Genomic DNA, 25340 nt, shown 5'->3' with positions numbered 1-25340 from the left:
TTACCTAATCGATTTCAGCTCGACGGGGATGAACGAAGATCGGCGGGGGGACTGCGTGACGCGCGGCAGAAGCTGCGGACACTGCCCGGGGAGCCACACCGGCGAGCGGCCGTGCCTGGCGACCGCGACCGTGAAGGCGGGCGCCTGGCTGCTGATCGAGCACCCGGGCCCCTGGCCCGAGCGCGTCGAGGACCTCGCCGACCCGGCGCCGGTCGGCGAGGCCGTGCGGGCGGCGAAGAAGGCGGGCGTCCGTCCGCAGCTGATCCGCCGGCCGGGCCGCCGGCGCGCCACCCCGCCGTTCCAGGTCTACGCCGTGTCCTCCCGTGAGGGCGAGGTCTGGATCGAGGGGCGCGAGCTGGCCGATCCGGACGAACTGGCGGCGCTCGACCTGGACGCGCTCGCGAAGGGCCGGTCCCCGGGCCTGGGCGAGCGGACGGCCGAGCCGGTCCTGCTGGTCTGCACGCACGGGCGCCGCAACGCCTGCTGCGCCCGCACCGGTGCTCCGCTGGCCCGTTCCCTCGCAATGCGTTTCGACCGCCTGATCTGGGAAACCACCCATGTCGGCGGTGACCGATTTGCGGCGAATTTGGTATGTCTTCCCCACGGATTCTCGTACGGCGACCTCGGCGAAGCGGAGGCGAACGCGGCGGCGGACGCCTACCTGCGGGGCGAGGTCGCCCTCCCCAGGCTGCGCGGGCGGGCGGGAGCGCCCGAGCCCGCGCAGGCCGCGGAGCACTTCGTCCGCGCGCACACGGGACGGCTCGGGGTGGACGACGTGACCGTGGCGTCGATCACTGGAATCCCCGGAACAACCCGGCACGAAGCGGTTGTTCTCCTGAGGCGGAGCCGTTACCGGGTGGTCGTGGAGGCCGTCCAGCAGCCCGACCCGTGCGGCACCGACTGCGGGGAGAACCAGAGAACCTACGTTGTTAGGGAACTCACCCTTCTCAACGAGGCGGCCCTCGTGTAATCTCCTTGAGGCCCCATTCGAGGGTCTCCCTGTCGCACGTCCCCAGGTTTCCGGAGTAACCGGACGGGGAACAGAGCGGCAACTCCAGACGTTGGAACATTCGGCGCTTCTCTGACTCTTGTCATCCGAAGTACGTCGAGCGTCCATGTCCCGAATTTGTTCGAAACCAATCAAGGTGGGTGTTCCATGGCTCAGGTACGTCGGCAGGCAAACCTCCCTCGTCCCAGCTGGGGCTGGCAGGACGCCGCGGCGTGCCGGGGGGAAGACCTCGTCCTCTTCTTCGGCCCCGACGGCGAGCGCCAGCCCGAGCGCGAGATCCGCGAGCGCAAGGCCAAGCAGATCTGCATGGGCTGCCCGGTCCGTACGGACTGCCTGGACTACGCGGTGTCCCGGCCCGAGAAGTACGGCACCTGGGGCGGCCTGAACGAGGACGAGCGCGCGTCCGAGCGCCGTCGCCGCATGCGTCGCGCCAACGCCGCCTGAACGAAGGCACAGATCGCCGAAACGCTCCCATCGCGAACCCCGGCACGCCACCTGTAAAACGTCACGGCCCCGCCCCGCGGGGCCGTTTGCGTTGCCCGGGCCCGGTCCATCCCGACCGGGCCCGGGTTCTCCGTCACATCTGCGTTGCGACCCGGTCACATCGTTCCACGACATTCGGCCGGCCGCCCTTTTACCGCACCGGCCCCGCCGATGTGGCCATTTCCCGAAAATCCGCGGGGGACCATTCAGTCCCGGCATCCGGCGGTTCGCGTCCGGACCGGCACCGCCGATCACGCCCGGCCCGGCTCCGCGGGTCCGTCCGCGGCCCCGCCGCCCGGCCTTCCGGCGCGCTCCAGCCAGGCCGTCACGTCGGCGTCGCCGAGTTGCCCGAAGTCGCGGTACCACTGCCCCACGGCCTGGAAGTCCCAGGGCGCGACCGGCACCACCAGGTCGTCCACCTCCGCCTCCAGGCTCCGGACGGTCTCGGCGGCGCCCACCGGCACCGCGAGGACCAGCCGGGACGGTCCGCGCCCGCGCACCGCCCGCACGGCCGCGCGGGCGGTGCCGCCGGTGGCGAGCCCGTCGTCCACCACGATCACCGGCCTCCCGGCGACCGGCGGCAGCGGCCGGCCGTGCCGGTAGGCCGCCACCCGGCGGTCCAGTTCCGCGCGCTCGGCCTCCACGGTGGGGGCCAGGTCGTCCGCGCGGAGCCCGAGGCGGGCGAGCAGGCCCTCGTCGAACACCGGGGCGCCGCCCTCGGCGATCGCGCCGACGCCGAGCTCAGGCTGCGGCGGATAGCCGATCTTGCGGGTCACCAGCACGTCGAGCGGGGCTTCGAGGTGCCGCGCGATCTCGTAGCCGACGGGGACGCCTCCGCGCGGCAGCGCGAGGACCACGGCCCCGTCCAGCCCCATCGTGGCGAGTCGGGCGGCCAGCACCCGGCCCGCCTCGGAACGGTCGGTGTAGGGGAGCCGGACGGTCGCCGCCCGCCTGGCGCCTCGCCCTGCGGGACGGTTCCAGGGCATCGGACGCACCCCCTTCCAGGGGTTCCCCTACCCGCTCAGGAACCGGTGAGCCACCGCAGAGGGTTGTCGTGCAGGATCGCGCCGAGGGTCGCCTCGTCGGCGCCCGCGGCGCGCAGCGCGGGCAGGAACGTGTCGAACAGGTACCCGAATCCGGCGCCGCCGTAGCGGCCGACCTGGGCCATCCGGGCGACCCCGGTGCTCAGCAGCACCCGGTCGGCGTGCCCGGCCTCCAGCAGGTCCAGCACCCGGCGGACGCGGGCGCCGACGGCGGAGGCGTCCTCCCCCGCGAGGCCGAGCGTGCCGAACGAGACGTAGCCGCCCAACTCGGCGATCTTGCGGTGCTGGGCGGGGTCGTCCACCCGGTCCTGCTGCCCCACCGCGACGCGCCCGGGGGGCAGCCCGGCGGAGGTGAGGATCTCCAGCTGGGCGAGGCCCGCGCGCCCGTAGGTCGCGACCGACAGGCCGGAGTAGCGGCCCGCCTGGGCCGCGGCGCGCAGGCACAGCTCCTCGGTCTCGGTCGGCGCCTCTCCCCAGGTGCCGATCTCGCCGATGACGCCGGGCAGCGAGTTCGTGCCGTCCATGCCGAAGCCGACCTCGGCGAGCAGGCGCTCCGCGAGCCGGTCGACCGCCGACGGGCCCGAGTACCCGGCCTCGTCGCGGTCCGCCTCGAATCCGGGGGGCGCGGGGGCCGCCCCGGCGGCGAGGACCTCGCGGACGTAGGCGGGGTGGAACGGCTCGGTGAACACGCCCGTCCCGGCGACCACCGCGACCCGGGCGCCGGCGCTGATGCGGGCGAGGGCGGCGGCGTTGCGGCCCATGCCCGAGCAGGTGAGGTCGACGACGAGGCCGAGGCCGTGGTCCTTGCGCAGGCCGTTCAGCTCCCGCTGGACGGCCTTCTCCTCGTCCAGCCACCGGTTCGGGTCGGAGGAGGCGAGCTGGGGGCGCGCCGGCCAGCGCAGGTCCAGCTGGAGGTGCTCGTGGGAGAGCACCGGCCCGGTGATGTCGGACGTCGCGATCGTGCCGGTCACGGTCCGGAGCCGGCCGGTCTCCTCACGGGGGGTCATGTCACGCGAGGCTACGACATGTTTGCCCTTTTCAGGACCTCAAACGGAGTGGTTTTTACCCGTCGCGCCCTGGTCCCGCGGCACCTGGTCGGCCTGCGCCTCCAGCTCGGCGCGGATCCGGGCGGTGTCCCCGCTGGGCCACAGGCGGTCGATCTCGGCGTTCAGCGCGGCCCCGATCAGCACCGCGAGCGCCGCCACGTACAGCCAGGCCAGCAGCGCGATCGCGGCGGCCAGCGACCCGTACACCGACACCCCGCTCAGCGAGCCGGCCAGGTAGATGCGCAGGACGAAGCTGCCAACGATCCAGATCAGCAGCGCCAGCGCCGCGCCGGGCGTCTGGCGCCACCAGGACGTCCGCACCGGGACGCTCATGTGGTACAGCAGCGAGAGGAAGACGATCGACACGCTCACCACGACCGGCCAGTACAGCGCCTGGACGGCCTCGGTGCTCTCCGGCAGGGTCTGGCGGACCAGCGCGGGCCCGGCCACCAGCATCGGGACCACGACGATCAGGGTCAGCAGCCCGATGAGGTAGAGCACGAACGCGCGCAGCCGGGTGCGGATCACGCCGCGCACGCCCGACAGCCCGTAGGCGATCGTGATCGTGTCGACGTAGACGTTCGTCGCCCGCGACCCCGCCCACAGCGAGATCAGGAAGCTGACCGACACGATGTCGGGGCTGCCGCCCCTGATCACGTCGTCGATGAGCGGGACGACGACCGTCTTGACGGTCGGGCCGGTCAGCACCGTCTGGGAGTGCTCGATCACCCAGGCGCGCACCTCGGCGATCGTCTCCGTGCCGAACAGGCCGCGCAGGTGGCCCATCGTGCCGATGAGCCCGATGACGAGGGGAGGCATCGACAGCAGGGCGAAGAACGCGGCCTCCGCCGCCAGCCCGGTGACCCGGTAGCGGAACCCGCCGATGGCGGTGCCCTTGGTCAGCGTCCAGGCGATCCCCGCGGCGGCCCGCGCGTCGGCGCGCACGCGCGCGTTCAGGCGGTCGCGCAGGCGCCGCTGCGGGCCCTCCGGGTCTTTTCCGGAGGGCGTATCCCCAGCCCGGGAGGCGCCCGCTGCGTCGGAGACGGTGGTCACACCGCCCCACCGTAGAGGGTCGCGCGCCCGGAACATGTCGCATCGCCCACTTCACTGGTCCGCTCCGCGCGTGGCGTGCCGATCCCCTCCCCCGCCCGGTGGTTCCGCAGGCGCGCCGCCCGTTCCGTGCACATCCCTTGGCCCATACCCGCTCTGACGGCACAGAACGTTTCGCGGACCATGATCATCCACTCGCGATCGCCCGGTGAACCGGGCATTTGCCTCCATGGGTGACAATGGAAGACATGATCTGCCAGTCGTGCCGAGAGCGCCACCACGAGGAGTGCCGTGGCGGCTCCTGGTGCGACTGCCAGCACCACCCCGCGCCCGCCGCCCCCGAGGACGCCCCCGCCGGCCGGCGCGCGGACTCCGCGTCCGGCGGGAAGGCCGAGCCTCCGGTGAACTGGAGGCGGCAGGGATGACGCATCTCACGCGTCCGCATGCCGGACGTCACTGGACAGTCCGCGAGACGGCATGTCACAGTTCGGGTATGACTGCCGCGGACCCGTTGCTGGCCAAGCGCCGGCACGTCGACTTCCTCCGCGTCCGCAGCGCGATCTGTAGGTGACGCTCCGACCACGCCCCTGTACAGCCGGGCGCGTGGCGCATCGGCGTCACCTTTGACTTCATCCCGCTCAGCGTCGAGCCGGCTGCCTCAGAGCGCCGGTGCGCCGCGCGTCCCTCACGACCACAGATGAGGACGCGCGCCGTGCCACCCGCGACCAAACGCAAGAAGGGCGAGGGCCAGTGGGCCCTCGGCTACCGCGAACCGCTCAACAAGAACGAAGAGAACAAGAAGAACGACGACGGCCTGAACGTCCGCCGCCGGATCATCGACATCTACTCCAAGAGCGGCTTCGACTCGATCGACCCGTCCGACCTGCGCGGCCGGTTCCGCTGGATGGGCCTGTACACCCAGCGCAAGCCCGGCATCGACGGCGGCAGGACCGGCGCGCTGGAGGACGAGGAGCTCGAGGACCGCTACTTCATGATGCGGGTGCGCATCGACGGCGGTCAGCTGAGCGGCCCGCAGCTGCGCACCATCGCGGACGTCTCCACCCGGTACGCGCGGGGCACCGCCGACATCACCGACCGCCAGAACGTCCAGCTGCACTGGGTGCGGATCGAGGACGTCCCCGCGATCTGGGAGGCGCTGGAGGCGGTCGGGCTGCACACGACGGAGGCGTGCGGCGACGTCCCCCGGGTGATCATCGGCTGTCCGCTGGCCGGGATCGCGGCCGACGAGGTCGTGGACGCGACGCCGGACCTGCGCGAGATCCACGACCGCTTCATCGGCTCCCCCGAGTTCTCCAACCTGCCGCGCAAGTTCAAGACGGCGATGTCGGGCTGCACGTCGCACTGCACCGTCCACGAGATCAACGACATCGCGTTCACGGGCGTGGTGAACGAGGCGGGCGAGACCGGCTACCAGGTGTTCGTCGGCGGCGGCCTGTCCACCAACCCGATGTTCGCGCAGAGCCTCGGCGTTTTCGTCAAGCCCGAGCAGACCAGCGAGGTGTGGCACGGCGTCACCTCCATCTTCCGCGACTACGGCTACCGGCGGCTGCGCAGCCGCGCCCGGCTGAAGTTCCTGGTGAAGGACTGGGGCGCCGCGAAGTTCCGCGAGGTGCTGGAGAAGGAGTACCTCGGGTACGCGCTGCCGGACGGCCCCGAGCCCGCCGCGCCGCTCGCCCGCCGCGACCACGTCGGGATCCACCCGCAGAAGGACGGCGCCTGCTACGTCGGGTTCGCGCCCCGCGTCGGGCGGGTCGACGGCGAGCTGCTCGGCGTCATCGGCGATCTCGCCGAGCGCTACGGCTCCGGCCGCGTCCGCACGACCAACGAGCAGAAGATGGTCATCCTGGACGTCCCGCAGGAGCGGACCGAGGCGCTCGCCGACGCGCTGGCCGAGCACGACCTCCAGGTCCGGCCTTCCACGTTCCGCCGCCAGACGATGGCGTGCACGGGCATCGAGTACTGCAAGCTCGCCATCGTCGACACCAAGCAGCGCGCGATGGACCTGATCGACGAGCTGGAGGAGCGGCTCCCCGACTTCGACCAGCCGCTGACGATCAACGTCAACGGCTGCCCGAACGCCTGCGCCCGCATCCAGGTCGCCGACATCGGCCTGAAGGGCCAGCTCGTCGTGGACGACGACGGCGAGCAGGTCGAGGGCTTCCAGATCCACCTCGGCGGGCGGCTCGGCGCGTCGTTCGGCAAGAAGGTCCGCGGGCTCAAGACCACCTCGGCCGGGCTCACCGACTACGTCGAGCGCGTCGTGCGCCGGTTCGACGAGCAGCGCACCGGCGGCGAGACCTTCGCCGAGTGGGTGCACCGCGCCGACGAGGCGGACCTCAAGTGAACGGGGCTGATCTCGCATGAGCGAGCGGATGGCGCCGTTCCACTGCCCCTACTGCGGCGAGGAGAGCCTCGAACCCCGGGACGAGAACCCCGGGGCCTGGTTCTGCCCCGACTGCCTGCGTTCCTTCAGCCTGAAGTTCCTCGGTGTCGGCGCTCCCCGCGCCGCGAGCAAGGAGGTCCCCCGGTGACCCTGCTGGAGACCGACAGACCCACCCTCGACCTTCAGGACATCGTCGAGTCGGCCGCCGCCGCCCTGGAGGGCGCCCCCACGCTGGAGGTGATCCGGTGGGCGGTCGCCACGTTCGGCGACCGCATCTGCCTCACGTCCTCCATGTCGGACGCGGCCCTGATCCACCTCGTGTCGAAGGTGAAGCCGGGCATCGACGTGCTGTTCGTCGACACCGGCTACCACTTCGCCGAGACGGTCGGGACGCGCGACGCCGTCGAGGCCGTCTACCCGGTGAACGTCATCGACGTCACCCCGTCCCGCACGGTGGAGGAGCAGGAGGCCGCGCTCGGCCCGCGCCTGTACGGCCGCAACCCCGACCTGTGCTGCCACCTGCGGAAGGTGGAGCCGCTCGGCCGCGCGCTGGAGGGCTACATGGCCTGGTTCAGCGGCATCCGCCGGGACGAGACCGCGAGCCGCCGCGACCGCCGGGTCGTCGAGTGGGACCGCAAGCGCGGCATGGTCAAGGTGAACCCGATCCTCGGCTGGTCCCAGGAGGACATGGACAACTACATCGAGGACAACGGGGTGCTCGTCAACCCGCTGCACTACGACGGCTACCCGTCGATCGGCTGCGCGCCGTGCACCCGCCCGGTCGCGCCCGGCGAGGACCCGCGCAGCGGCCGGTGGGCCGGGATGGGCAAGACCGAGTGCGGCATCCACCTGTGAGCGCCCCCATGGTCGCGGTGGCGCACGGCAGCAGGGACCCCCGCGCCGCCGCGACCGTCGCCGCGCTGCTCGACGCCGTCCGGGCGCGCCGCCCGGACGTGCCCGTGCACGCCTCGTTCCTGGACCACGCTCCGCCCGCCCCCGACCGGGTGCTGGACGGCCTGGCCGGGGACGGCGCGGACGAGGCGGTCGTGCTGCCCCTGCTCCTCACCGCGGCCTACCACAGCAAGACCGACATCCCGGGTGTGCTGAACCGGGTGCGCGGCCGGCACCCGCGGCTCGTCCTGCGCACGGCGGGCACGCTGGGCCCGCACCCGCTGCTGCTGGACGCCCTGGAGCGGCGCCTGGCCGACGCGGGCGTGGCGCCCGGCGACCCGGACACGGCCGTCGTCCTCGCCTCGGCGGGCTCCAGCGACGCGTCCGCCAACGCCACGATCGCGCGGCTGGCGCGGCGGTGGCGCGCGCGGGGCTGGCGGGACGTCGTCCCGGCGTACGCGACGGCGGCCCGCCCGGCGCCGGCCGAAGCGGTGCGGTCCCTGCTGGACGCGGGGGCGCCGCGCGTGGCGGTGGCCTCCTACATCCTCGCTCCGGGCCACTTCGCCGACAAGGTCCGCCGGGAGTCCCTGGCCGCGGGCGCCGCCGCGGTCTCCCCCGCCCTCGGCGCGGCGCCGGAGGTCGCCGACCTGATCGTCCGCCGCTACGCCGAGGCCCTGGAGCCCGCCCGCGCGGCGACCGCGGTCTGACCGGGCGTTCGAGGCGCCGGTCGCCGGGTATGCGGACGGCCATGACGCGCGAGGAGACCGGCCATGAGCCCGAAGAGACCGACGACCGCCGCTTCGCCCCGGTGAACGAGCGCTCCGACGCCCGCGGCCGCACCGTCCCGGGCGGGGAGCGGACCAGCGGCACCGGCACCCCCGGCGTGAGGCACGAGCACCCCGACACACTGCCGCCCGACGAGGAGGGCGTCGAGGAGGCCGAAGCGCACGACGACACCCGCTGACCCCGCCCCTAACGGCGGTCCTTCCACCAGGTGGTGAGGGCGTTGCGGAGCGGGCCGTGGTGCTCGTCGTCGACGATCTTGATGTCGCCCATCACGGCGTGCGCGGTGACGCGCACGACGGGGACGCGGGCGCCGGGATGCGGGTCGCGGACCGCGACCCGCCGGTCGCCGAGGAAGTTGTGCCCGGTCAGCACGATGCTGACGCCGTCCGGGACGATGATCTTGACGTCGCCCATCACGGCGGTCACGGCGATGTGCACCTCGCCGGTGGGGACCTGGGCGCCGCGCAGGTCGAGCTCGACGTCGCCCATCACCGACACGGCCTCCAGCGGCCCGTCGATGCGGCCGACGATGCGCTCCTTGCAGTCCCCCATGACCGCGCTGAACCTGCGCTTGACCTGCGCGGGCGCGGGGTTGGCGCCGGGCGCGCCCATGCCGGGCAGGTCGGCGGTGATGAGTTCGAGGTCGCCGCGCGCGACGGCCGCGTAGGCGGCCTCGGTGCGCTCGGTCAGCTCCTCGAAGGTGAGCCGCCCCTCCACCGAGGCGATCCGCAGCCGCTCGACGACGGCCTCGCGCTCGGCGTCGGACGCCCGCACCGTGTCGGACGTCCGCCCGGTGCCGGGCGCGGTCGTCACGTCGACCGGCTCGGGGGCGGGGCCGGCGTCCCGCCGCCGCTCTGGCGGGCGGCACGGGGCGGGCCGCTCGGGATGCGGACCGGACTGACTCATGATTCCGACGGTATGCCCCTGGCGGCGCCGGACAATCCGCCGCGCGGACGAGATCGCCACACCACCTGAGGAGGATGGACGTCCTCCCACCCCACGAGCATGATCAACCTGATGCCCGAACCGCGTTCTGTATTCTGCGGGTCGACGGCATGAACGTTGGGAGAGCGCGTGACGCACGAGGTGTTCAACCAGGTCCCCCCGCTCGCCGGGCACGACGTGTCCGACGAGGCGGCCCTGCTGGACGGGCTGCACCGCGAGGGCGCCGGATGGGCCGAGGCCGAGGTGCGCGAGCTCGGCCGCCTGGCCGGCACCGAGCGGGCCCAGGAATGGGGACGCCTCGCCAACGAGCACCCGCCCGTCCTGCGCACCCACGACCGCTGCGGGCACCGGATCGACGAGGTCGAGTTCCACCCGGCGTGGCACGAGCTGATGACCGTCGCCGTGACGCACGGCCTGCACGGCTCGGCATGGACCGACACACGCGAGGGCGCCCACGTCGCCCGCGCCGCGAAGTTCTACACCTGGCGCGTCGACGCGGGCCACGGCTGCCCCGTCTCGATGACCTACGCCGCCGTCCCGGCCCTGCGGCAGTCACCGGAGCTGGCCGCCCAGTACGAGCCGCTCCTGGCCAGGCCGGAGTACGACTTCGGGCTGCGGCCCCCGCTCACCAAGACCGCGCTCCTCGCCGGCATGTCCATGACCGAGAAGCAGGGCGGCTCGGACGTCCGCGCCAACACCACCACGGCCGCGCCCCAGCCGGACGGGACGTACCGGCTCGTCGGCCACAAGTGGTTCACCAGCGCCCCGATGTGCGACGTGTTCCTCACCCTCGCCCAGGCGCCCGGCGGCCTGACCTGCTTCCTCGTCCCCCGCGTCCTGCCGGACGGCGGCCTCAACCCGCTGCGCCTGATGCGGCTGAAGGACAAGCTCGGCAACAGGTCCAACGCGTCCTCCGAGGTGGAGTACGACGAGGCGCTCGCGTGGCGGGTCGGGGACGAGGGCCGCGGCGTCCGCACCATCATCGAGATGGTCAACATGACCCGCCTCGACTGCGTGATCGGCGCCGCGTCCGGAATGCGGCTCGGCGTCACCACCGCCGCGCACCACGCGGCGCACCGCTCGGCGTTCGGCCGCCCGCTGATCGACCAGCCGCTGATGCGCAACGTCCTGGCGGACCTCGCGATCGAGTCGGAGGCCGCCACGACCACGATGCTGCGCCTCGCGGGCGCCACCGACCGCTCGGTGCGCGGCAACGAGTCCGAGACCGCCTTCAAGCGCCTCGGCCTGGCCGTCAGCAAATACTGGATCTGCAAGCGCTGGCCCGCGCACGCCGCCGAGGCCCTCGAATGCCTGGGCGGCAACGGCTACGTAGAAGAGTCCGGCATGCCCCGCCTCTTCCGCGAATCCCCCTTGAACTCCATCTGGGAGGGCTCCGGCAACGTAGCGGCCCTCGATCTCCTACGCGCAACGCTACGCGAACCGCAAACCCTAGAGGCATTCTTCGACGAGGTCACCCTCGCCCAAGGAGCCGACAAGCGCCTAGACGCAGCCATCAAGGAGACCAAGGAAAGCTTCGCCGACACGTCCACAATCGAGTACCGAGCCCGCCGAGTAGCCGAAAACCTGGCCCTAGTCCTACAGGCATCGCTGCTGGTCAGACACGGCCACCCGGCCGTAGCCGACGCCTTCTGCGCCACCCGCCTGGCAGGCGACGGGGGCGGCGCCTTCGGCACCCTCCCACCGAGCCTGGACGTCGCCCCCATCATCGACCGCGCCACCCCGAAGGTCGGCTGAATTCTCGCCTGAGGTCAGTGTCCTTGGTTCAGGTGAGCCATTAATCGGCCTCGCGACACCGCGATGACGGTAGGGGTGGTCCTTCCATTGTTCAGGGGGAGGCTGGTTTGCGGGCGGTGAGCAGGCGGGTCGGGACCCATGGGCTGCCCCACCACGCGCGCCAGCCGAGGCCGCGCACGTGGATGTCCTGGGCGTCCAGCCGCGCCAGCACCGCCGCGTACTCGCGGGGGGTCCGCGCCAGGTCGGCGATCAGCAGGCGGCCGCCCGGCCGCAGCACCCGGTACGCCTCGGTGATCGCCTGGGCGCGGGCGTCCGCGCCGAAGATGGTGTGCACCGTCAGGCTGGACACGACCAGGTCGAAGCTCGCCTCCGCGTACGGGAGCCTGCGCAGGTCACCCCCCTGCACGTGGACGCGGTCGGCGACGCCTTCGGCGCGGGCGTTGCGCAGGGTCGCCGCCGGGGTGTTGCCGGACTGGTCACGTCCGCGCCACAGGTCCACGCCGACCGCCCGGCCCTGCGGGAGGTGCCGGGCGGCGGCCAACAGGACGGCGCCGCGTCCGCAGCCGAGGTCGAGCAGCCGTTCGTCGCCACGCAGGTCCAGCTCGTCCAGCACGTCCCGCCAGACCAGGAACTTGCCGCGCAGCGTGACGTGCAGGCTCAGGGCCAGGCATCCCGCCAGCAGGGTGCCGGAGACCAGCGCGGGCAGCGCGGCGGCCAGATCGGCGGTGACCGCCATCACCAGCCCGGTCACCCAGAATCCCAGCACGACCAAGCCCACGAAGCCGAACCCGTAGGGCGCGTCCATCCCGTACCGAGCACCAGGCATCCCGCCACTCTGCCACGAACCGGCCACTCGGGGGCCGTCTACGACGCACTGGTCCACCGCCGACTGTTGGCGACATATGCGAAATGACTGATCGTCACCTATTGGCGCTTTAGGCTCGCTTCGGACGGAGGTGGGGTATCGGGCATGAGGATCGAGCGGCATCAAATCGGCGCGAAACGGCTGCGCGAGGCGACCGAGGACTTCGCCGGGCGTATCGGCCGCAGCGTCCGCCTCCAGCAGGAGGCGGGACGCGACGGGTTCGGCTGGCAGATGATCGCCAACGACCTGCTGGACTACGCCGGAGCCCGGTCGGTGGAGGACCCGCGGATCGACCGGGACGCCTGGACGGCGCTCCGTTCGGCCGCCGAAGCGCATCTGGGCGCCCTGGAACTGGCCGACCCGGCGGGCCCGCCGGTGACCGTCATGATCCCGTACACCCGCACCGGCGTCTCCTACGAACCGGCGCCGGAGGACGACGTGTCTCCGCGCGGCGTGTTCGAGAGGGACTGGCAGGAGGCGCTGTACCTGTGCGTCCTGGTGGGCGACCCGCGAAGGTGCTGGATGACGTTCGAACGCACGGCCGGGCACGCCTTTTCCCCCTTCAGCCGGGCCCTGAGCGACATGGTCTTCGGCGACGGCGAGCGAGCCGGCGACCTCATCGGGACGCCCGGCACCGACGCGGAGCGGGCCCTGCACGCCCTGGCCACGGGCGACCAGGACGCCTTCTGGACGGCGATCGCGGCCATGCTCGCCCGACCGCGGGGCGAGGACCCGCGCCCCCGCACCCTGCTGCTGCCGCCGGCACCGCTCGCGCTCACCGCCATCGCCGTCAGGGACAATGGCTGGGAGCAGCGGATCGAGTCCGACTACCTGCCTCCGAGCATCACCCGCGGTGGCCGGAGCCACGGCGCCGAGACCGCGCAACGGCCGCGCGTCGGCCCGTACGGGGCGGACCGCAAGCCGTTCCCGCTCCCGGCGACGGTGGAGCGCCCACCGTTCGATGACCATTCCGAGGCGCTCGCCTACCACGACGCCAAGACGCCGGAAATGGTCGAGAACGCATGGAGCCCGCCGGCGTCGAGGAAGAGGATCCCCCACTCCCTGGCCTGGGACGGCTGGAAACAGGTCGTCCGGTTCCAGTTCCGCGCCGAATCCGATCCGCAAGGGCGCGACCCGCGTTCTCGGGAGGCGCTGGAGCTGGCGTCGGAGTTCTACGCCGCGGCGTTCCGGACGGCGACGGCGCCCGGCGAAACGGTGGAGATCACCATCGGCGGCCGTACCGCGCCCATGACCACCTCCTCCATCGAGCCCGAAGACCTGTCGAACTACGAATGGCACCACGCGATCGCGCTCGCGTTGATCATTGGGTCCAAGGAACGGCGCGGCCTCCTGCTGGGCATCGACCCCGACGCCCTGGCATCGGAATGGTGCGCGCCCGCCCACCACGCCTTCCATGTCGCGCTCCGCGCCTACCTGAGGGGCGAGCCCGCCCGTCCTGCCACGGACCGGGCGCTGGCCGCCGTCCGGAACGCCGCGGCCGCCCAGCCGGGCATCCTTTGGCCGTTCACCGTCCTGCTGTCACAACTCGTGGCCGGAGACCCGGACGGGTTCGTGGCGGCACTGGTCGACGCCCTGGAGGAGTTCCGCGAGCACTACACCGCCGGCGACGAGCAGGACAGCGTCGGCAAGCAGGTCCCCATCGACATCCTCGCGCTGACCTGCCACGCGCACCGTGAACTCGGCTGGGAGATCCCCGTGGTCTCCGACTACCTCCCCACCGCGATCGTGAGCATGGCTGAACACGAGATCTGAAGCCTTTACCGTCGCTTCTTCAGCAGCATCACGATGTCGTCGCTGGCGGCGGCCAACATCGAGCCGTCCGGGCTGTACGTCAACTCGGTGACGTCGGGCGAATCTCCAAAGAAGGGAATCCGATCCCTCTTTCCGTCAGAGGTGGAGATGAGATCGCCGTTTTTCGGGTCCCAGATTTTCGCGGTGTTGCCGCTGGCGGTGGCGAGTGTGGAACCGTCCGGGCTGAACACCACTTCCCAGACACTGGCCCCGAACCCTTTGAGGGTGGTGACGAGGGAGCCGGTTCTCGCATCCCAGATTCTCGCCGTCTCGTCCAAGCCGCCTGTGACGATCCTGGAACCGTCGGGGCTGTACGCGACCGAAGCGACACCGCTGCGATGCCCGACAAGCGAGGCGACGCGATCACCGGTCGCCGCGTCCCAGACCTTCGCGGCCTCCCCCGAGCCTCCGGTGGCCACTCTGGTGCCGTCCGGACTGAACGTCACCGCGTAGACGCCGCCCGGGTAACCGCCGATCTCGGCGATGCGGTCACCGGTCTCGGCATTCCATACGGCTACGGTGGGGTCGGCAGTATAGGCGTCGGCGGCGAAGGCGGATCCGTTCGGACTGAACGCCACCGACCGGTATGAGGCATCAACTCCGCGAAGAGTCGTGACGACTTTTCCCGATGCGACGTTCCACACCAGTGCCTCGTGGCGCCGCATGATCACGATCCTGGAACCGTCCGGGCTCAACGCCGCCGCCTCGATCAATCCCCGATCGTCACCGAATTTCGTGACGACTTCATGGCTTTCGACGTCCCAGATCCTCGTGGTGCCGCTCGCACTCGCGGTGATCAGCTTGGAAGCGTCCGAACTGAACGCCACCAATCTGATGTCTTCGCCATATCCACCGAGTGTGGTGAGGAGCTTACCGGTTCTGGTTTCCCAAAGCTTCGCGGTGTGGTCACGGCTGCCGGTGGCCAGTTTCGAACCGTCCGGGCTGAACGCCACCGCCACGACGTCGTCCCGGTGCCCGCTCAGGGTGAAGGCGTCGAACTTCTTGCGCCCCATATGTTCGAAGCGACCGAGGACGAAGAGGAGTAATACCGTCACCACGACGATGCTCCCGAATTTCAGAGTCCGTCGAGGAATCAGCGGCGCGAACGGCGCCCGGAGCGTCTCGCGCTCCCGAGGTGAGCGGCGTTCGACGACCGGCTCGTCGAGTCGCGGAACGGGCGGCCGTGCGGGGAGCTTGGGAAGGTCGCCGATGTCGCGGAGACGTGCGAGGACGTCCGCGGCCTGTGCGGGACGCCGATCGGGGTCCTTGGCCAGCAGTTCCAGGACGAGACGGTCGAGCGCTTCGGGAATCTCGGGCCGCGCCGTGCTCGGCGGTGCGGGGGCCGCATTGAGGTGCTGTCCCATGAACGCGCTGAGCGACGGGCCGTGGAAAGCGGTGCGCCCGGTCAGCATGACGTACAGGATTCCCCCGAACGCGTACAGATCCGTGCGGCCGTCGACCGGATCCCCGAGCCACTGCTCGGGGGCCATGAACCTCGGTGTTCCCGCCTGCCCTTCGAGCGTGTGCGATGCCGAAGCCTCGACGATATGGGCGATGCCGAAATCGCAGATCTTGACCCGATCCCCTTGCAGGAGCATCAGGTTCGCGGGCTTCATGTCCCGATGCACGATGCCGTGCTCATGGGCCGCGGCCAGACCGTCCGCGATCTGCGCGGCCAGCACCAGCGCCCGCCGCACCGCGAGCCCGTGCGGATGCGCGGCGATCTCCTCGGCCAGGTCCCTGCCCCGCAGGAATTCCATCACCAGATACCACTGGCCGTCATATTCTCCGAAGTCGTCGACCGCGGCGATGTTCGGATGAGTCAGCCTGGCCGCGATCTTCGCTTCCTGGCGGAACTTGCTCAACCACACGGGGCTGCTCGCCGCGACGTCCCGGTGCAGGAACTTGACCGCGACCGGCCGGTCCCTCAGGAGATCGGCGGCCCTCCACACCTGGCCGAAGCCGCCTCCGCCCAAAGCCCGCTCAAGCCGATACCGGCCGGCGATGCGCAGCCCTGACTCCACCCAGCACCCCCACCACGCCTACCGCGAGAATCCGTCACCCTGGCGGGACCTGACCTAGAAAACCACACCCCGGCGGAATGAGGGAGAGCCCTGGGACGCTAAGTGGCCCATCGTGTTCGGCAAGATCCGAGCCGGGCACGGGCCTGAGAGCATGACCGCCCAACACGGCCCGGGCCGCACCCGGCTCTGAGGCGCCACACCAATGGCGACATCGCGATCAGGGACTTTTAAGCGCCCTGGCGATTGCCCACATCAAGCGGGCATCCAAACCGCAACGCGGAAAGCCACAGGAGAATACGGCAACACCTTGTGGCTCTGTTCAGACAATGCGGAGAAGAATTACGCCAGATCATCGACGAAGTGCCGGGGCGAACCCGGGGCGGCGAGCCCCGCCGACGCCCGCGGCCGCGATCACGATGCCCGGTAGCAGTTCCAGACCGGCCCCCGCCGTCCGTCGGCAGGCGCCGGCGCCGACGGACCCGATCCTCCAAGGACGGGGCGCCGGAGGGCTCCGCACCGGCCGGCGTTGCCGCCTCCGCGGCTCGGGGCCCGGCCCCCGCGCTTCGCGGAAAGCCCATTGGTACGGGGTTTTTCGCATTTTGCTCGGCTCCGTGAAGCTACGATGCGGGGCAAGTTCTCCTGAGCCTTGAGGATGCACATGGCCGAGTCGTCCCCGCAGATCCCCACCGGCGTTCCGACCGCGGCACGCGTCTACGACGTGATGCTCGGCGGCAAGGACAACTACGAGGTGGACCGGACCGTTGCCGAGGCCAGCCTCTCGATCATGCCGGAGCTGCGGGCCATCGCCCTGCACAACCGCGCGATGCTGCACCGCGTCGTCCGCCATCTCGCCGCCGAGGAGGGGATCACCCAGTTCCTCGACCTGGGATCGGGGCTGCCGACCGTCCGCAACACCCACGAGGTCGCCCAGGAGGTCAACCCGCAGGCCCACGTGGTGTACGTCGACATCGATCCGATCGTGCTGGCGCACGGGCGGGCGATCCTGGCGGACAACGCCAACACCACCGTGGTGACCGCGGACATCCGGCAGCCCGAAGACCTTCTCGGCCGGCCGGAGGTCCGCGCGCTGATCGACTTCGACCGGCCCGTCTGCGTGATGCTCGTCGGCATCCTGCACCACCTCGCCGACGACGAGAAGCCCGGCCGGATCGTCCAGGTGCTGCGGGACGCGATGCCCAGCGGCTCCTTCTTCTTCATCACCAACTTCACCCGGCTGGGCGACGCCCCCGAGTCCGTCGCGCTGGAGAAGCAGCTCCTGGAGCAGCTCGGCAGCGGCCGCGTCCGCACCCCTGCCGAGCTCGCCGCCTTCTTCGACGGGCTCGAGATCCTGTCGCCCGGCCTCGTCCCGCTCCCGCTGTGGCGCCCCGACGAGGCCGTCCTGGACGCCAGCACCATCGACGTCCGCTTCATGACGGGCGGCGTCGGCCGCAAGCCCTGACCTCTCAGAGGCCGAGGTCCCGCCGCTGGTGCATCCGTCCGTCGCCGTCGAGTTCGACGATCGTGTCGACGCCGATCCTTTCGAGGAAGGCGTGATCGTGGCTGACGATGAGGAGTGCTCCCCGGTACGCGTCGAGCGCTTCGGCGAGCTGCTCGACGCTTGCGATGTCGAGGTTGTTCGTGGGCTCGTCCAGGACCAGCAGCTGAGCGGGCGGCTCCGCGAGGAGGAGGCGTGCGAGGGAGACGCGGAATCGTTCTCCGCCTGAGAGCGTGCTGACCGGGCGGTCCACGCTGTCACCGCGCAGCAGCAGCCGGGCGAGCTGGTTGCGGATCGTGCCGGGCGGTGTTCCCGGGGCGACGGCCTGGACGTTGGCCATCGCGCTGGCGTCGTCGTCCATCCCGTCGAGGCTCTGCGGAAGGTAGCCGACGAGCTCGGTGCTCAGGCTGCCGTGCGGACGTCCCGGAACCGGTTCGGCGGCGTGGACGAGCTGCGCGATCAGAGTCGACTTCCCGGTGCCGTTCGCGCCGATGAGCGCCACCCGTTCCGGGCCCTGGATCACCACGGTCCGGTTCTGGTCCACCAGTTCCGCGATGCGCCGCCCGCGGGGAACGCCCGGATCGGGGAGGACGAGGTGGATGTGCTCCTCGTCGCGGACGCGCTCGTCCGCCGCGTCGACGGCGGCCTGGGCGGCCTGCACCTTGTGGTCGAGCGTGGACCGCATCGAACCCGCGGACGCCTGCGCCTTGCCGGCCCGGTTGCCGGCGAGGATCTTCGGGATCCCGCCGTCCTTCTGCGTCTTCCTCGCGGTGCGCTCCCGGCGCGCGAGCTTCGTCTCGGCCTCGGCGCGCTGGCGTTTCTCGACCTTGAGCGCCTGCTGGGCCGAGCGGGCCGCCTGCACCGCGGCCGCCTGCTCGTTCTCCCGGTGCTCCTTCCACGCGCTGTACGGGCCGCCGAAGGTGTCGAGCCCCCCTGCGAAGAGTTCGGCGGTGTGGTCCATGCGCTCCAGCAGTTCGAGGTCGTGACTCACGACGACGAGGGTTCCGGGCCACTGGTCGGCGAGCTCGGCCAGCCGGGCGCGGGCCGGGCGGTCGAGATTGTTGGTGGGTTCGTCGAGCAGCGTGATCGGGGTGCGCCGGACGCGCAGCCCGGTGATCGCGATCAGCATCGCCTCACCGCCGGACACCTCGGCCACGCGGCGGCCGAGGTCGCCCGCGGAGAAGCCGATCTGGTGCAGCGCCTCGTCGGCGCGGGACTCGATGTCCCAGTCGTCGCCGATCGCGTCGAAGTGGCGCTGGTCGACGTCGCCGGACTCGACGGCCTTCATCGCCGCGAGGACGCCGTGGATGCCGAGCAGTTCGGAGACGGTGGTTTCCCGCCTCAGTGTGAGGGACTGCGGCAGGTACCCGACCTCGCCCGTGGTGTCGATCTGCCCCGACGTCGGGCGCAGTTCACCCGCGATGAGCTTGAGCAGGGTCGACTTGCCGACGCCGTTGCGGCCGATCAGGCCCGTCCGGCCGGTGCCGAACGTGTCGCTGACACCGTCGAGCGCGACGGAGCCGTCAGGCCACTCGAAGGTCAGGTCGCGGAGCGTGATGGCGGAATTGATAGACATGGCGATATTTCTCTTTCTCCCGTCAACCGTCGGCAGGCGTGACAGGAATCAGTTCTGTGCCGGAAGGGCGGCCCCGGAAGATGCCCTCGGTCGCGCGCAGGCGGCGTCGCTCGCGCGCGAATGCTTCGACGGGGCCGGTGCAGCGTGAACGTGCCGGCGAGATTCACGCGGCGGTGTCAACACCCAGGACAGGTGGACGTGCACGCGTGCGTTGAGAAATACCGTTCACTCGCGTAGGAGAGTTGCTACGCGGGAAAGCCACCGGCAGTTCGGTGGCTAGGCTCTGTCCACCTCGATCAATTCCACGCCCTGATTCTAACAGCCACGCCCTCACAGTCAGAGGTCGTCGGCGGCCTCCGGGGCGGACACGATGCCCTCCGCCAGGCTGCCGAGCCTGACGTTGAGGTTCTGCGACGTGCGGGACAGCAGCTCGAACGCCTTGCCGGCGTCGAGACCGCGCCGCGCCATCAGGATGCCGGTGGCCTGGCCGATCACCGTCCGGGTGTCGAGCGCCTTGCGCAGGTTCACCATCTGGTTCTCGGCGTCGGCCATCTCGCGTGCGCCGTCGGCGGCCGTCCTGACGGCGGCCATGGCGAGGGAGGCGTGCGTGGCGAGCAGCAGCGCGGTGTCGCGGGCGACGTCGTCCAGGCTCCCGGGCGCCCGGGAGTACACGTTGAGCGCGCCCACGGCCTCGTCCGACTCGGTCGGCAGAAGCAGGGCGGTGGCCAGGACGGACGCGTAGCCGTACGCGGCGGCGGCCGGGCCGAACCGCGGCCAGGCGGGCTCGGCCGACAGGTCGCCGCTGCACGCGAACGCGGCGCCGGCGGGGTCCGCGGCGGTCACGCACGGGCCCTCCCCCAGCCGGTACTGGAGCCGATCCAGATCGACCGCCTCCGGGTCGCTGTAGAACGGCGTGCCCAGCTCGCCGGTCCGCTCCCGCAGCGTGATGCTGGCCATGTCGGCGTCGGGGATCAGCACGCGGGCGGCCAGGAGGATGCGCCGCAGGACGCCGTCGACCGTCTCCGCGTCCAGCAGCGAACGGGTCAGCTCCACGATGTGGCCCGCTGAGTCCGGGGAACGGTCCGAACCGGAGACGAGCCGCTCGTTCACCCGGGTTCTCCAACGTCTCGAGGCGGAGGTGGCCGCGACCGCCCCCGGCCGGGAGCCGCCGCACTCGCATGCTATGCCGTCCGGTCCGCCCTCGACTGATCCCGCATCGGCGGGCGCCGCACGCCGCCCGACGGTTTGAGGTCGACTCGCGAGGGAAGCGTGACCGGAAGGCCCGTTCCGGGTTCTTCGGGGTCCAACAGCGCGGCCCGCTTCACTACGACGCTCTCGGTGAGGTGGCCATGCGCACACCCTTCACGACCCCCAGCGGTATCTCGGTGAAGTTCGCCCCGCGTCAGACGGTCCTGCGCCTGCCGGCCTTCTTCGGCCTCGCGAACTACGACGACCTGCGCGACTGCTCGCGGCGGCTGCTGGACGACGGCATCCCCGCCATGGTCCTCGACCTGACCGGCTGCGAGTACTGCGACCCCGGCACCATGGAGGCGATCCTGCGCCTCCACATCCACGCCTCCGAGGTGGCCACGCCCCTGTCCCTGCGGCTCCCGGCGTCCGGGACGGTGCCGCGCGTCTGCGCCACCACGGGTGTGAGCCGCGTCGTCCCCGTCGAGGAAACGGGGGCCGACGGCCCTCTGACGCATCTCCACGGGCGGCTCCGGCGCTGAGCCCCGGGCCGCGTACGACCTCCGCACCTCCACGCCCAGGAAGGGGCCCCTGTGACACATGCCGAGGCACCGGTGAGGGACGGCGGCCGAGCCGCCCCCCGCGAGGACGACCCGCCCCCCGCCGAGGCGCTGCTGGACGAGATGAACCGCCCCGGGACCGCGCCCGGGCGCCGCAACCGGCTGCGAGCCGCGCTCGTCGAGACGCACGCCTCCATGGTCGAGTCGATCGCGCGGCGCTACGCGCACCGCGGCGAACCCCTGGAGGACATCCGGCAGGTCGCCTACCTCGGCCTGGTGACGGCGATCAACCGCTTCGACCCCGACCGCGGCGACAGCTTCCACGCCTACGCCTACCCCGTCATCCTCGGCGAGGTGCGGCGGCACTTCCGGGACAGGACCTGGGGCATCCGCGTCTCGCGCCGCATCCAGGAGCTGCGCCCCCGCCTCGTGCACGCCACCCAGGAGTTCTCGCAGGAGAACGGCCGCTCCCCCACGCCCCGCGAACTCGCCGACATCCTCGGCCTGGGCCTGGACGAGGTCACCGAGGCCATCATCGCGTGGGACTCCTACAACCCCCTGTCCCTGGACGCGCCCGCCGAAAGGGCCGCCGAGACCGACACCGACCTCATCGTCGACCACCTCGGCGCCGAAGACCCGGACCTGCACCACGTGGTGGAGCGCAAGACCCTCTGGTCCCTGCTCAGCGAACTGCCCGAGCGGCAGCGCACCATCGTCCTGCTGCGCTTCTTCGGCAACCAGACGCAGACGCAGATCGCCGAGCAGTTCGGCATCTCGCAGATGCACGTCTCGCGCCTGCTCAGCAAGTCACTGCTCCAGCTTCGCCACGGCATGCTGCCCGCCTGAGCGCACTACCAGGGCAGCGGGCCCTCCTCACTGAAGAAGCCGGCGGTCGGCCCGGCCTCGCCGAGCGTGGCAAGGCGCACCACCACGGCCGCGGCCTGCGCCGGGGCGAGGTGCCCGGTGTGGGCGTTGCTGTCGGTGTCGACGAAGCCGGGGGCGACGGCGTTGACGAGGACGCCGTCCTTCCGCAGCTCGTTGGCGTACTGGACGGTCAACGCGTTCAGCGCAGCCTTGGACGGCGTGTACGCGGCCGACGGCAGCAGCGCCGCGAAGGGGCCGTCCGGGTCGCTGGTGAGGGTCAGGGACCCGGCGTGGCTGCTGACGTTGACGATGCGCGCCGCCGGCGACCGCCGCAGCAGCGGCAGCATGGCGTTGGTCACCGCGATCACGCCGAATACGTTGGTCGCGAACACCGCCCGGACCATCTCCAGGTCGACGGAACTGGGGATCTGGTCCACGGCGTCCATGGGCGCCACCTGTCCCGAACCGGTGATGCCCGCGTTGTTGACCAGGACGTCGAGGCGTCCGTGGCTCTCCTCGACCCGCTTCGCCGCCTCCTGGACGGTGGCCGGATCGGTGACGTCCAGGACGAGCGCGTGCACGTCGCCGCCCGCCTCGCGCAGCGCCGCGGCGGCCTCCTCTCCGCGCCGCCCGTCCCGCGCACCGATCAGGACCGTCATGCCCCGCCCGGCGAGTTCCTCGGCGACCGCCCGTCCGATCCCCTTGTTGGCCCCGGTGACCAACGCGACCGTCCGGCTCCCGGCGTCCTCGTTCATGTCCAGCTCCTCGTCTCGCGGCCCGCGCGGCACTCCACGCGGCTCTGGACACGAGATGACGGCGCCCCCTCGCCCGTGACAGCGTCCGTGTGTGACGTGCGCCACTGGTCCCGGATGTCACAGCCGGGCGGAGTCCGGCGTCCTGTGCACGGCACGAAACACGCAACGGGAGAGGGCCATGGACGGACGATCGAAGGGCACGGCCGACGGCCGCGTGGACGCCGCCACCGAGGCGTTCGTCGCCCACCGCAACCTGCTGTTCACCGTCGCCTACGAGATGCTCGGCTCGGCCGCCGACGCCGAGGACGTCCTGCAGGAGACCTGGCTGCGGTGGACGGGCGTCGACCTCGACTCGGTGCGGGATCCCCGCGCCTACCTGGTGCGGACCACCACCCGGCAGGCGCTCACCCGGCTGCGCACGCTGCGCCGGCGCAAGGAGTCCTATGTCGGGCCCTGGCTACCGGAGCCGCTGCTGACCGCGCCCGACGTGGCCGAGGACGTCGAGCTGGCCGAGAGCCTCTCGATGGCGATGCTGCTGGTGCTGGAGACGCTCGCCCCGACCGAGCGGGCGGTGTTCGTGCTGCGCGAGGTGTTCGACCTCGACTACCAAGAGATCGCCCAGGCCGTCGGCAAGAACCCCGACGCGGTCCGCCAGATCGCCCACCGGGCCCGCAAGCACGTCGCCGCTCGCCGGCCCCGCGACACCGCCTCCCCGTCCGACACCCGGGCCGCTCTGCACGCCTTCCAGCGGGCGGTCGAGACCGGCGACCTGCAGAACCTGCTCGACGTCCTCGCGCCGGACGTCGTCCTGCTGACCGACGGCGGCGGCGTCGTCCGGGCCGCGCTGGCGCCCGTCGTGGGGGCCGGCAAGGTGGCCGGCGTGCTCGCCAGGATCTCCGGCGCGGTCTCGCTGCTGCCGACGCACGTCAACGGCCATCCCGCGCTGGTCCTCGGCCGCGCCGGCGAGATCGACACCGTTCTCGCGACCCGCATCGACGACGGCCGCGTCACCGGCCTCTACGCCGTCCGCAACCCCGAGAAGCTCTCCCGCATGACGGAGGAGATCGTCCTTCACCGCTGACCGGCGCCTCCGGGCCCGCGTTCAGATGAGGGCGCGCAACCACTCCCCCAGCACCCGGTAGTCGGCGCCGGTGATCCCCTCACCCGGGTCGACCCGATGCGCGAGCGCCGGTGCCGGATGCCGCGCGGCGACGAAGGCGCGGTCCCGGTCGGTGATCTCGTCGTCGAGCCAGGCGAAGGGACGCCCCGCCGCCCATGCGACCAGGGTTCGCGTCTTCCAGTGCAGGCCGCGCCGCTGGTCCCGCTCTTCTGCGTCAGGGTCGTCCGGCCAGGTCACCGTCGCCAGCCGTGGCAGCCCCAGGAGCGGGGCGACGCACTCGTTCGCGTCGTCCATCCAGGTGGTGGCCCACACCAGTTCGCACGGCAGCGCCGTGAGCCTGGGTCCGTGCCCGGGATCGACCCGGGCCAGCAGCGGGTTCGCCTCGACGTGCGGTGACGAGGCCGGCCGGTACGTCGGGTGCTCGCGCGGCCCGAAGGGGATGAGCGGCCCGTCGACGTCGAGGAAGAGCAGCGGCCGCCGCCGCGGGGATTCGGTCATGGGCGGGCGGGCTCGTCCAGGACCCTGGTGATGGCCTCGTCGACCGCGGCGCGGACCGTGGCCGGGTCGTCGAGGTCGAAGCCTACGGCGAGGCCGTCTCTGAGGAGCATGAGAATGTGGGCGGTGCGGTCGGGGTCGGGGTGGCCGTCGGCGGCCAGCAGGTCGCGGAACAGGCCCCGGCACCACTGCCGGTGCTCGTCGACCGCCCGGCGCACCGGGTGGGCGGGGTCGGGGTACTCGGCGGCGGCGTTGATGAACGGGCAGCCGCGGTAGCCGGGGTCGGAGCCGAAGGTGCACATCCGCTCGAACGCCGTGAGGAGCGCCTCGCGGGGCGTCGCCGACTCGGGCACGTCGGCGATGCCGCGCTGACGCAGGCTCTGCTCGGTGACGTAGGCGCGGACGAGGTCGTCCTTGCTCGGGAAGTGGTGGTAGAAGGTCGCCTTCGCCACCCCGGCCTCGGCGATGATCCGGTCGATGCCCACGGCGTGCACGCCCTCGGCGTAGAACAGGCGCGTCGCGGTGTCGAAGACGCGGGACCAGGCCGCGCTCCGGCCGGGCGCCGGGGATCTCGTGGTCACGTCTTGACGCTACCAGACAGACCGGTCTAGTCTCCTGGAGCAGACAGATCTGTCTGTCTACTTGCGAAGGGACGGCCCATGCCGCACTACACGACCACCGCCACCTCCACCGGGCGCGACGGGCGCGCGTTCACCACCGACGGGCGGCTGGACCTCAAGATGGCCCTGCAGAAGGAGCTCGGCGGCGACGGCGACGGGACGAATCCCGAGCAGCTGTTCGCGGCCGGCTACGCCTCGTGCTTCGCCAGCGCCATGCAGCTCGTGGCGCGGAAGCAGAAGATCGACGTGTCCGGCATGTCGGTGACCGCGGAGGTCGGCCTCAGCCCGAACGGCTCGGGGGGCTTCCAGCTCGACGTCAAGCTGCGGGCGGAGCTTCCCGACGCCCTCAGCGCGGAGACCAAGCAGCGGCTCATCGAGACCACCCACCAGGTGTGCCCCTACTCCAACGCCACCCGCGGCAACATCCCGGTGGAGCTGACCGCTGTCTGACGGGTCGTCCGGCCGGACGAGGCCGTCGGCCGGTTCCGGCTCGGTGAGGCGCAGCAGCGCGCGGATGCCGTCCTCGTGGCGGTGCAGGGCGGAGCCGTTCCACT

At 71.6% G+C, this 25340-nt stretch carries 26 protein-coding genes; 15 read left to right on the top strand and 11 right to left on the bottom strand.

Annotated elements, in window-relative coordinates; all coding sequences use genetic code 11:
* The first annotated feature begins 55 nt into the window (after nt 1-55).
* Entirely contained in the window at nt 56-970 is a 915-nt protein-coding gene (locus tag AB0C84_RS32715; RefSeq protein WP_258939635.1) for a sucrase ferredoxin, read from the top strand.
* Nucleotides 971-1156: 186 nt separating this feature from the next.
* Nucleotides 1157-1453, top strand: a complete 297-nt coding sequence (locus tag AB0C84_RS32710) for a WhiB family transcriptional regulator (RefSeq protein ID WP_075901375.1) — start codon at nt 1157-1159, stop codon at nt 1451-1453.
* A 290-nt stretch (nt 1454-1743) separates the two neighbouring features.
* Here the strand turns inward: AB0C84_RS32710 and AB0C84_RS32705 are convergent, their stop codons facing one another.
* From AB0C84_RS32705 to AB0C84_RS32695, 3 genes are read right to left on the bottom strand one after another with little or no spacing between them, the layout of a single operon-like run.
* On the bottom strand, nt 1744-2478 hold the full coding sequence (locus tag AB0C84_RS32705; RefSeq protein WP_361074040.1) for a phosphoribosyltransferase family protein: 735 nt from the start codon (nt 2476-2478) through the stop codon (nt 1744-1746).
* A 35-nt stretch (nt 2479-2513) separates the two neighbouring features.
* A complete protein-coding gene (locus AB0C84_RS32700) occupies nt 2514-3542 on the bottom strand; it encodes an aryldialkylphosphatase (RefSeq protein ID WP_361074038.1) in 1029 nt (342 codons plus the stop codon).
* Between the two features lie 39 nt (nt 3543-3581).
* Nucleotides 3582-4634: a YihY/virulence factor BrkB family protein gene (locus tag AB0C84_RS32695; protein ID WP_258939632.1), complete on the bottom strand. Its 1053-nt coding sequence runs from the start codon at nt 4632-4634 to the stop codon at nt 3582-3584.
* Nucleotides 4635-4879: 245 nt separating this feature from the next.
* Between AB0C84_RS32695 and AB0C84_RS32690 the strand changes: the two genes are divergently transcribed.
* The 6 genes from AB0C84_RS32690 to AB0C84_RS32665 all read left to right on the top strand — a co-directional run bounded on the left by AB0C84_RS32690 (nt 4880) and on the right by AB0C84_RS32665 (nt 8890).
* Nucleotides 4880-5056 carry a hypothetical protein gene (locus tag AB0C84_RS32690; RefSeq protein ID WP_361074035.1) on the top strand — a complete coding sequence of 59 codons (177 nt, stop codon included), beginning with the start codon at nt 4880-4882 and terminating at the stop codon, nt 5054-5056.
* Nucleotides 5057-5343: 287 nt separating this feature from the next.
* On the top strand, nt 5344-6996 hold the full coding sequence (locus AB0C84_RS32685; RefSeq protein ID WP_258939630.1) for a nitrite/sulfite reductase: 1653 nt from the start codon (nt 5344-5346) through the stop codon (nt 6994-6996).
* A gap of 16 nt (nt 6997-7012) precedes the next feature.
* Complete coding sequence (locus AB0C84_RS32680; protein WP_179847510.1) at nt 7013-7183, top strand: Insertion element protein; 171 nt, start codon at nt 7013-7015, stop codon at nt 7181-7183.
* Nucleotides 7180-7890 (top strand): phosphoadenylyl-sulfate reductase, encoded by a 711-nt coding sequence (locus AB0C84_RS32675; RefSeq protein ID WP_179836186.1) that lies wholly within the window; start codon nt 7180-7182, stop codon nt 7888-7890. Before AB0C84_RS32680 ends, AB0C84_RS32675 begins: the two co-directional genes overlap by 4 nt.
* Nucleotides 7891-7898: 8 nt before the next feature.
* On the top strand, nt 7899-8633 hold the full coding sequence (locus AB0C84_RS32670) for a sirohydrochlorin chelatase (RefSeq protein ID WP_361074096.1): 735 nt from the start codon (nt 7899-7901) through the stop codon (nt 8631-8633).
* Between the two features lie 41 nt (nt 8634-8674).
* On the top strand, nt 8675-8890 hold the full coding sequence (locus tag AB0C84_RS32665; protein WP_258939629.1) for a hypothetical protein: 216 nt from the start codon (nt 8675-8677) through the stop codon (nt 8888-8890).
* Between the two features lie 8 nt (nt 8891-8898).
* On the opposite strand, the gene AB0C84_RS32660 is transcribed toward AB0C84_RS32665, so the two are convergent.
* The gene (locus AB0C84_RS32660; RefSeq protein ID WP_258939628.1) at nt 8899-9618 is read right to left on the bottom strand and encodes a DUF1707 domain-containing protein; all 720 of its coding nucleotides are present in this window, start codon (nt 9616-9618) and stop codon (nt 8899-8901) included.
* Between the two features lie 168 nt (nt 9619-9786).
* Here AB0C84_RS32660 and AB0C84_RS32655 point away from each other — a divergent pair, with 168 nt between their 5' ends.
* Entirely contained in the window at nt 9787-11412 is a 1626-nt protein-coding gene (locus AB0C84_RS32655; protein ID WP_361074032.1) for an acyl-CoA dehydrogenase family protein, read from the top strand.
* A gap of 91 nt (nt 11413-11503) precedes the next feature.
* Here the strand turns inward: AB0C84_RS32655 and AB0C84_RS32650 are convergent, their stop codons facing one another.
* Nucleotides 11504-12238 (bottom strand): class I SAM-dependent methyltransferase, encoded by a 735-nt coding sequence (locus tag AB0C84_RS32650; RefSeq protein ID WP_361074030.1) that lies wholly within the window; start codon nt 12236-12238, stop codon nt 11504-11506.
* A gap of 144 nt (nt 12239-12382) precedes the next feature.
* Here AB0C84_RS32650 and AB0C84_RS32645 point away from each other — a divergent pair, with 144 nt between their 5' ends.
* Nucleotides 12383-14050, top strand: coding sequence for an Imm49 family immunity protein (locus tag AB0C84_RS32645; RefSeq protein WP_361074028.1), 1668 nt, complete (start codon nt 12383-12385; stop codon nt 14048-14050).
* A gap of 5 nt (nt 14051-14055) precedes the next feature.
* Here AB0C84_RS32645 and AB0C84_RS32640 read toward each other — a convergent pair whose 3' ends face one another.
* Nucleotides 14056-16113 (bottom strand): serine/threonine-protein kinase, encoded by a 2058-nt coding sequence (locus AB0C84_RS32640; protein ID WP_361074026.1) that lies wholly within the window; start codon nt 16111-16113, stop codon nt 14056-14058.
* Between the two features lie 658 nt (nt 16114-16771).
* On the opposite strand from AB0C84_RS32640, the gene AB0C84_RS32635 reads away from it, so the two are divergent.
* Complete coding sequence (locus AB0C84_RS32635) at nt 16772-17572, top strand: SAM-dependent methyltransferase (RefSeq protein ID WP_361074024.1); 801 nt, start codon at nt 16772-16774, stop codon at nt 17570-17572.
* A gap of 4 nt (nt 17573-17576) precedes the next feature.
* Here AB0C84_RS32635 and AB0C84_RS32630 read toward each other — a convergent pair whose 3' ends face one another.
* Together AB0C84_RS32630 and AB0C84_RS32625 are read right to left on the bottom strand one after the other, a co-directional pair.
* A complete protein-coding gene (locus tag AB0C84_RS32630) occupies nt 17577-19184 on the bottom strand; it encodes an ABC-F family ATP-binding cassette domain-containing protein (protein ID WP_361074022.1) in 1608 nt (535 codons plus the stop codon).
* 336 nt (nt 19185-19520) lie between these two features.
* Nucleotides 19521-20294: a GAF and ANTAR domain-containing protein gene (locus AB0C84_RS32625; protein WP_361074020.1), complete on the bottom strand. Its 774-nt coding sequence runs from the start codon at nt 20292-20294 to the stop codon at nt 19521-19523.
* Nucleotides 20295-20533: 239 nt separating this feature from the next.
* On the opposite strand from AB0C84_RS32625, the gene AB0C84_RS32620 reads away from it, so the two are divergent.
* Complete coding sequence (locus AB0C84_RS32620; protein ID WP_361074018.1) at nt 20534-20914, top strand: STAS domain-containing protein; 381 nt, start codon at nt 20534-20536, stop codon at nt 20912-20914.
* 51 nt (nt 20915-20965) lie between these two features.
* Nucleotides 20966-21778: a SigB/SigF/SigG family RNA polymerase sigma factor gene (locus AB0C84_RS32615; RefSeq protein ID WP_361074016.1), complete on the top strand. Its 813-nt coding sequence runs from the start codon at nt 20966-20968 to the stop codon at nt 21776-21778.
* Between the two features lie 5 nt (nt 21779-21783).
* Here the strand turns inward: AB0C84_RS32615 and AB0C84_RS32610 are convergent, their stop codons facing one another.
* Nucleotides 21784-22551 carry an SDR family NAD(P)-dependent oxidoreductase gene (locus AB0C84_RS32610; protein ID WP_361074014.1) on the bottom strand — a complete coding sequence of 256 codons (768 nt, stop codon included), beginning with the start codon at nt 22549-22551 and terminating at the stop codon, nt 21784-21786.
* A gap of 178 nt (nt 22552-22729) precedes the next feature.
* Between AB0C84_RS32610 and AB0C84_RS32605 the strand changes: the two genes are divergently transcribed.
* On the top strand, nt 22730-23632 hold the full coding sequence (locus tag AB0C84_RS32605; protein WP_361074012.1) for an RNA polymerase sigma-70 factor: 903 nt from the start codon (nt 22730-22732) through the stop codon (nt 23630-23632).
* 21 nt (nt 23633-23653) lie between these two features.
* Here AB0C84_RS32605 and AB0C84_RS32600 read toward each other — a convergent pair whose 3' ends face one another.
* On the bottom strand, nt 23654-24169 hold the full coding sequence (locus AB0C84_RS32600; RefSeq protein WP_361074010.1) for an HAD domain-containing protein: 516 nt from the start codon (nt 24167-24169) through the stop codon (nt 23654-23656).
* Complete coding sequence (locus AB0C84_RS32595) at nt 24166-24747, bottom strand: TetR/AcrR family transcriptional regulator (protein ID WP_361074008.1); 582 nt, start codon at nt 24745-24747, stop codon at nt 24166-24168. The genes AB0C84_RS32600 and AB0C84_RS32595 overlap by 4 nt, the downstream gene beginning before the upstream one ends.
* Before the next feature lie 78 nt (nt 24748-24825).
* Between AB0C84_RS32595 and AB0C84_RS32590 the strand changes: the two genes are divergently transcribed.
* On the top strand, nt 24826-25236 hold the full coding sequence (locus AB0C84_RS32590; protein ID WP_179847495.1) for an organic hydroperoxide resistance protein: 411 nt from the start codon (nt 24826-24828) through the stop codon (nt 25234-25236).
* Nucleotides 25237-25340 lie beyond the last annotated feature (104 nt).

The sequence above is a fragment of the Actinomadura sp. NPDC048955 genome (genome assembly GCF_040649435.1).
Taxonomy (GTDB): domain Bacteria; phylum Actinomycetota; class Actinomycetes; order Streptosporangiales; family Streptosporangiaceae; genus Spirillospora; species Spirillospora luteofluorescens.
The sequence above is the reverse complement of the archived record's forward strand: the minus strand, read 5'-3'. Positions and strand labels throughout refer to the sequence as shown.

What these genes read in the sequence shown, in the direction of transcription:
- AB0C84_RS32710 (WP_075901375.1), top strand. Translation starts at nt 1,157, where the DNA reads ATGGCTCAGGTACGTCGGCAGGCAAACCTCCCTCGTCCCAGCTGGGGC.
- AB0C84_RS32705 (WP_361074040.1), bottom strand. Translation starts at nt 2,478, where the DNA reads ATGCCCTGGAACCGTCCCGCAGGGCGAGGCGCCAGGCGGGCGGCGACC.
- AB0C84_RS32700 (WP_361074038.1), bottom strand. Translation starts at nt 3,542, where the DNA reads ATGACCCCCCGTGAGGAGACCGGCCGGCTCCGGACCGTGACCGGCACG.
- AB0C84_RS32690 (WP_361074035.1), top strand. Translation starts at nt 4,880, where the DNA reads ATGATCTGCCAGTCGTGCCGAGAGCGCCACCACGAGGAGTGCCGTGGC.
- AB0C84_RS32680 (WP_179847510.1), top strand. Translation starts at nt 7,013, where the DNA reads ATGAGCGAGCGGATGGCGCCGTTCCACTGCCCCTACTGCGGCGAGGAG.
- AB0C84_RS32670 (WP_361074096.1), top strand. Translation starts at nt 7,899, where the DNA reads ATGGTCGCGGTGGCGCACGGCAGCAGGGACCCCCGCGCCGCCGCGACC.
- AB0C84_RS32665 (WP_258939629.1), top strand. Translation starts at nt 8,675, where the DNA reads ATGACGCGCGAGGAGACCGGCCATGAGCCCGAAGAGACCGACGACCGC.
- AB0C84_RS32660 (WP_258939628.1), bottom strand. Translation starts at nt 9,618, where the DNA reads ATGAGTCAGTCCGGTCCGCATCCCGAGCGGCCCGCCCCGTGCCGCCCG.
- AB0C84_RS32650 (WP_361074030.1), bottom strand. Translation starts at nt 12,238, where the DNA reads ATGCCTGGTGCTCGGTACGGGATGGACGCGCCCTACGGGTTCGGCTTC.
- AB0C84_RS32645 (WP_361074028.1), top strand. Translation starts at nt 12,383, where the DNA reads ATGAGGATCGAGCGGCATCAAATCGGCGCGAAACGGCTGCGCGAGGCG.
- AB0C84_RS32635 (WP_361074024.1), top strand. Translation starts at nt 16,772, where the DNA reads ATGGCCGAGTCGTCCCCGCAGATCCCCACCGGCGTTCCGACCGCGGCA.
- AB0C84_RS32630 (WP_361074022.1), bottom strand. Translation starts at nt 19,184, where the DNA reads ATGTCTATCAATTCCGCCATCACGCTCCGCGACCTGACCTTCGAGTGG.
- AB0C84_RS32620 (WP_361074018.1), top strand. Translation starts at nt 20,534, where the DNA reads ATGCGCACACCCTTCACGACCCCCAGCGGTATCTCGGTGAAGTTCGCC.
- AB0C84_RS32610 (WP_361074014.1), bottom strand. Translation starts at nt 22,551, where the DNA reads ATGAACGAGGACGCCGGGAGCCGGACGGTCGCGTTGGTCACCGGGGCC.
- AB0C84_RS32605 (WP_361074012.1), top strand. Translation starts at nt 22,730, where the DNA reads ATGGACGGACGATCGAAGGGCACGGCCGACGGCCGCGTGGACGCCGCC.
- AB0C84_RS32600 (WP_361074010.1), bottom strand. Translation starts at nt 24,169, where the DNA reads ATGACCGAATCCCCGCGGCGGCGGCCGCTGCTCTTCCTCGACGTCGAC.
- AB0C84_RS32590 (WP_179847495.1), top strand. Translation starts at nt 24,826, where the DNA reads ATGCCGCACTACACGACCACCGCCACCTCCACCGGGCGCGACGGGCGC.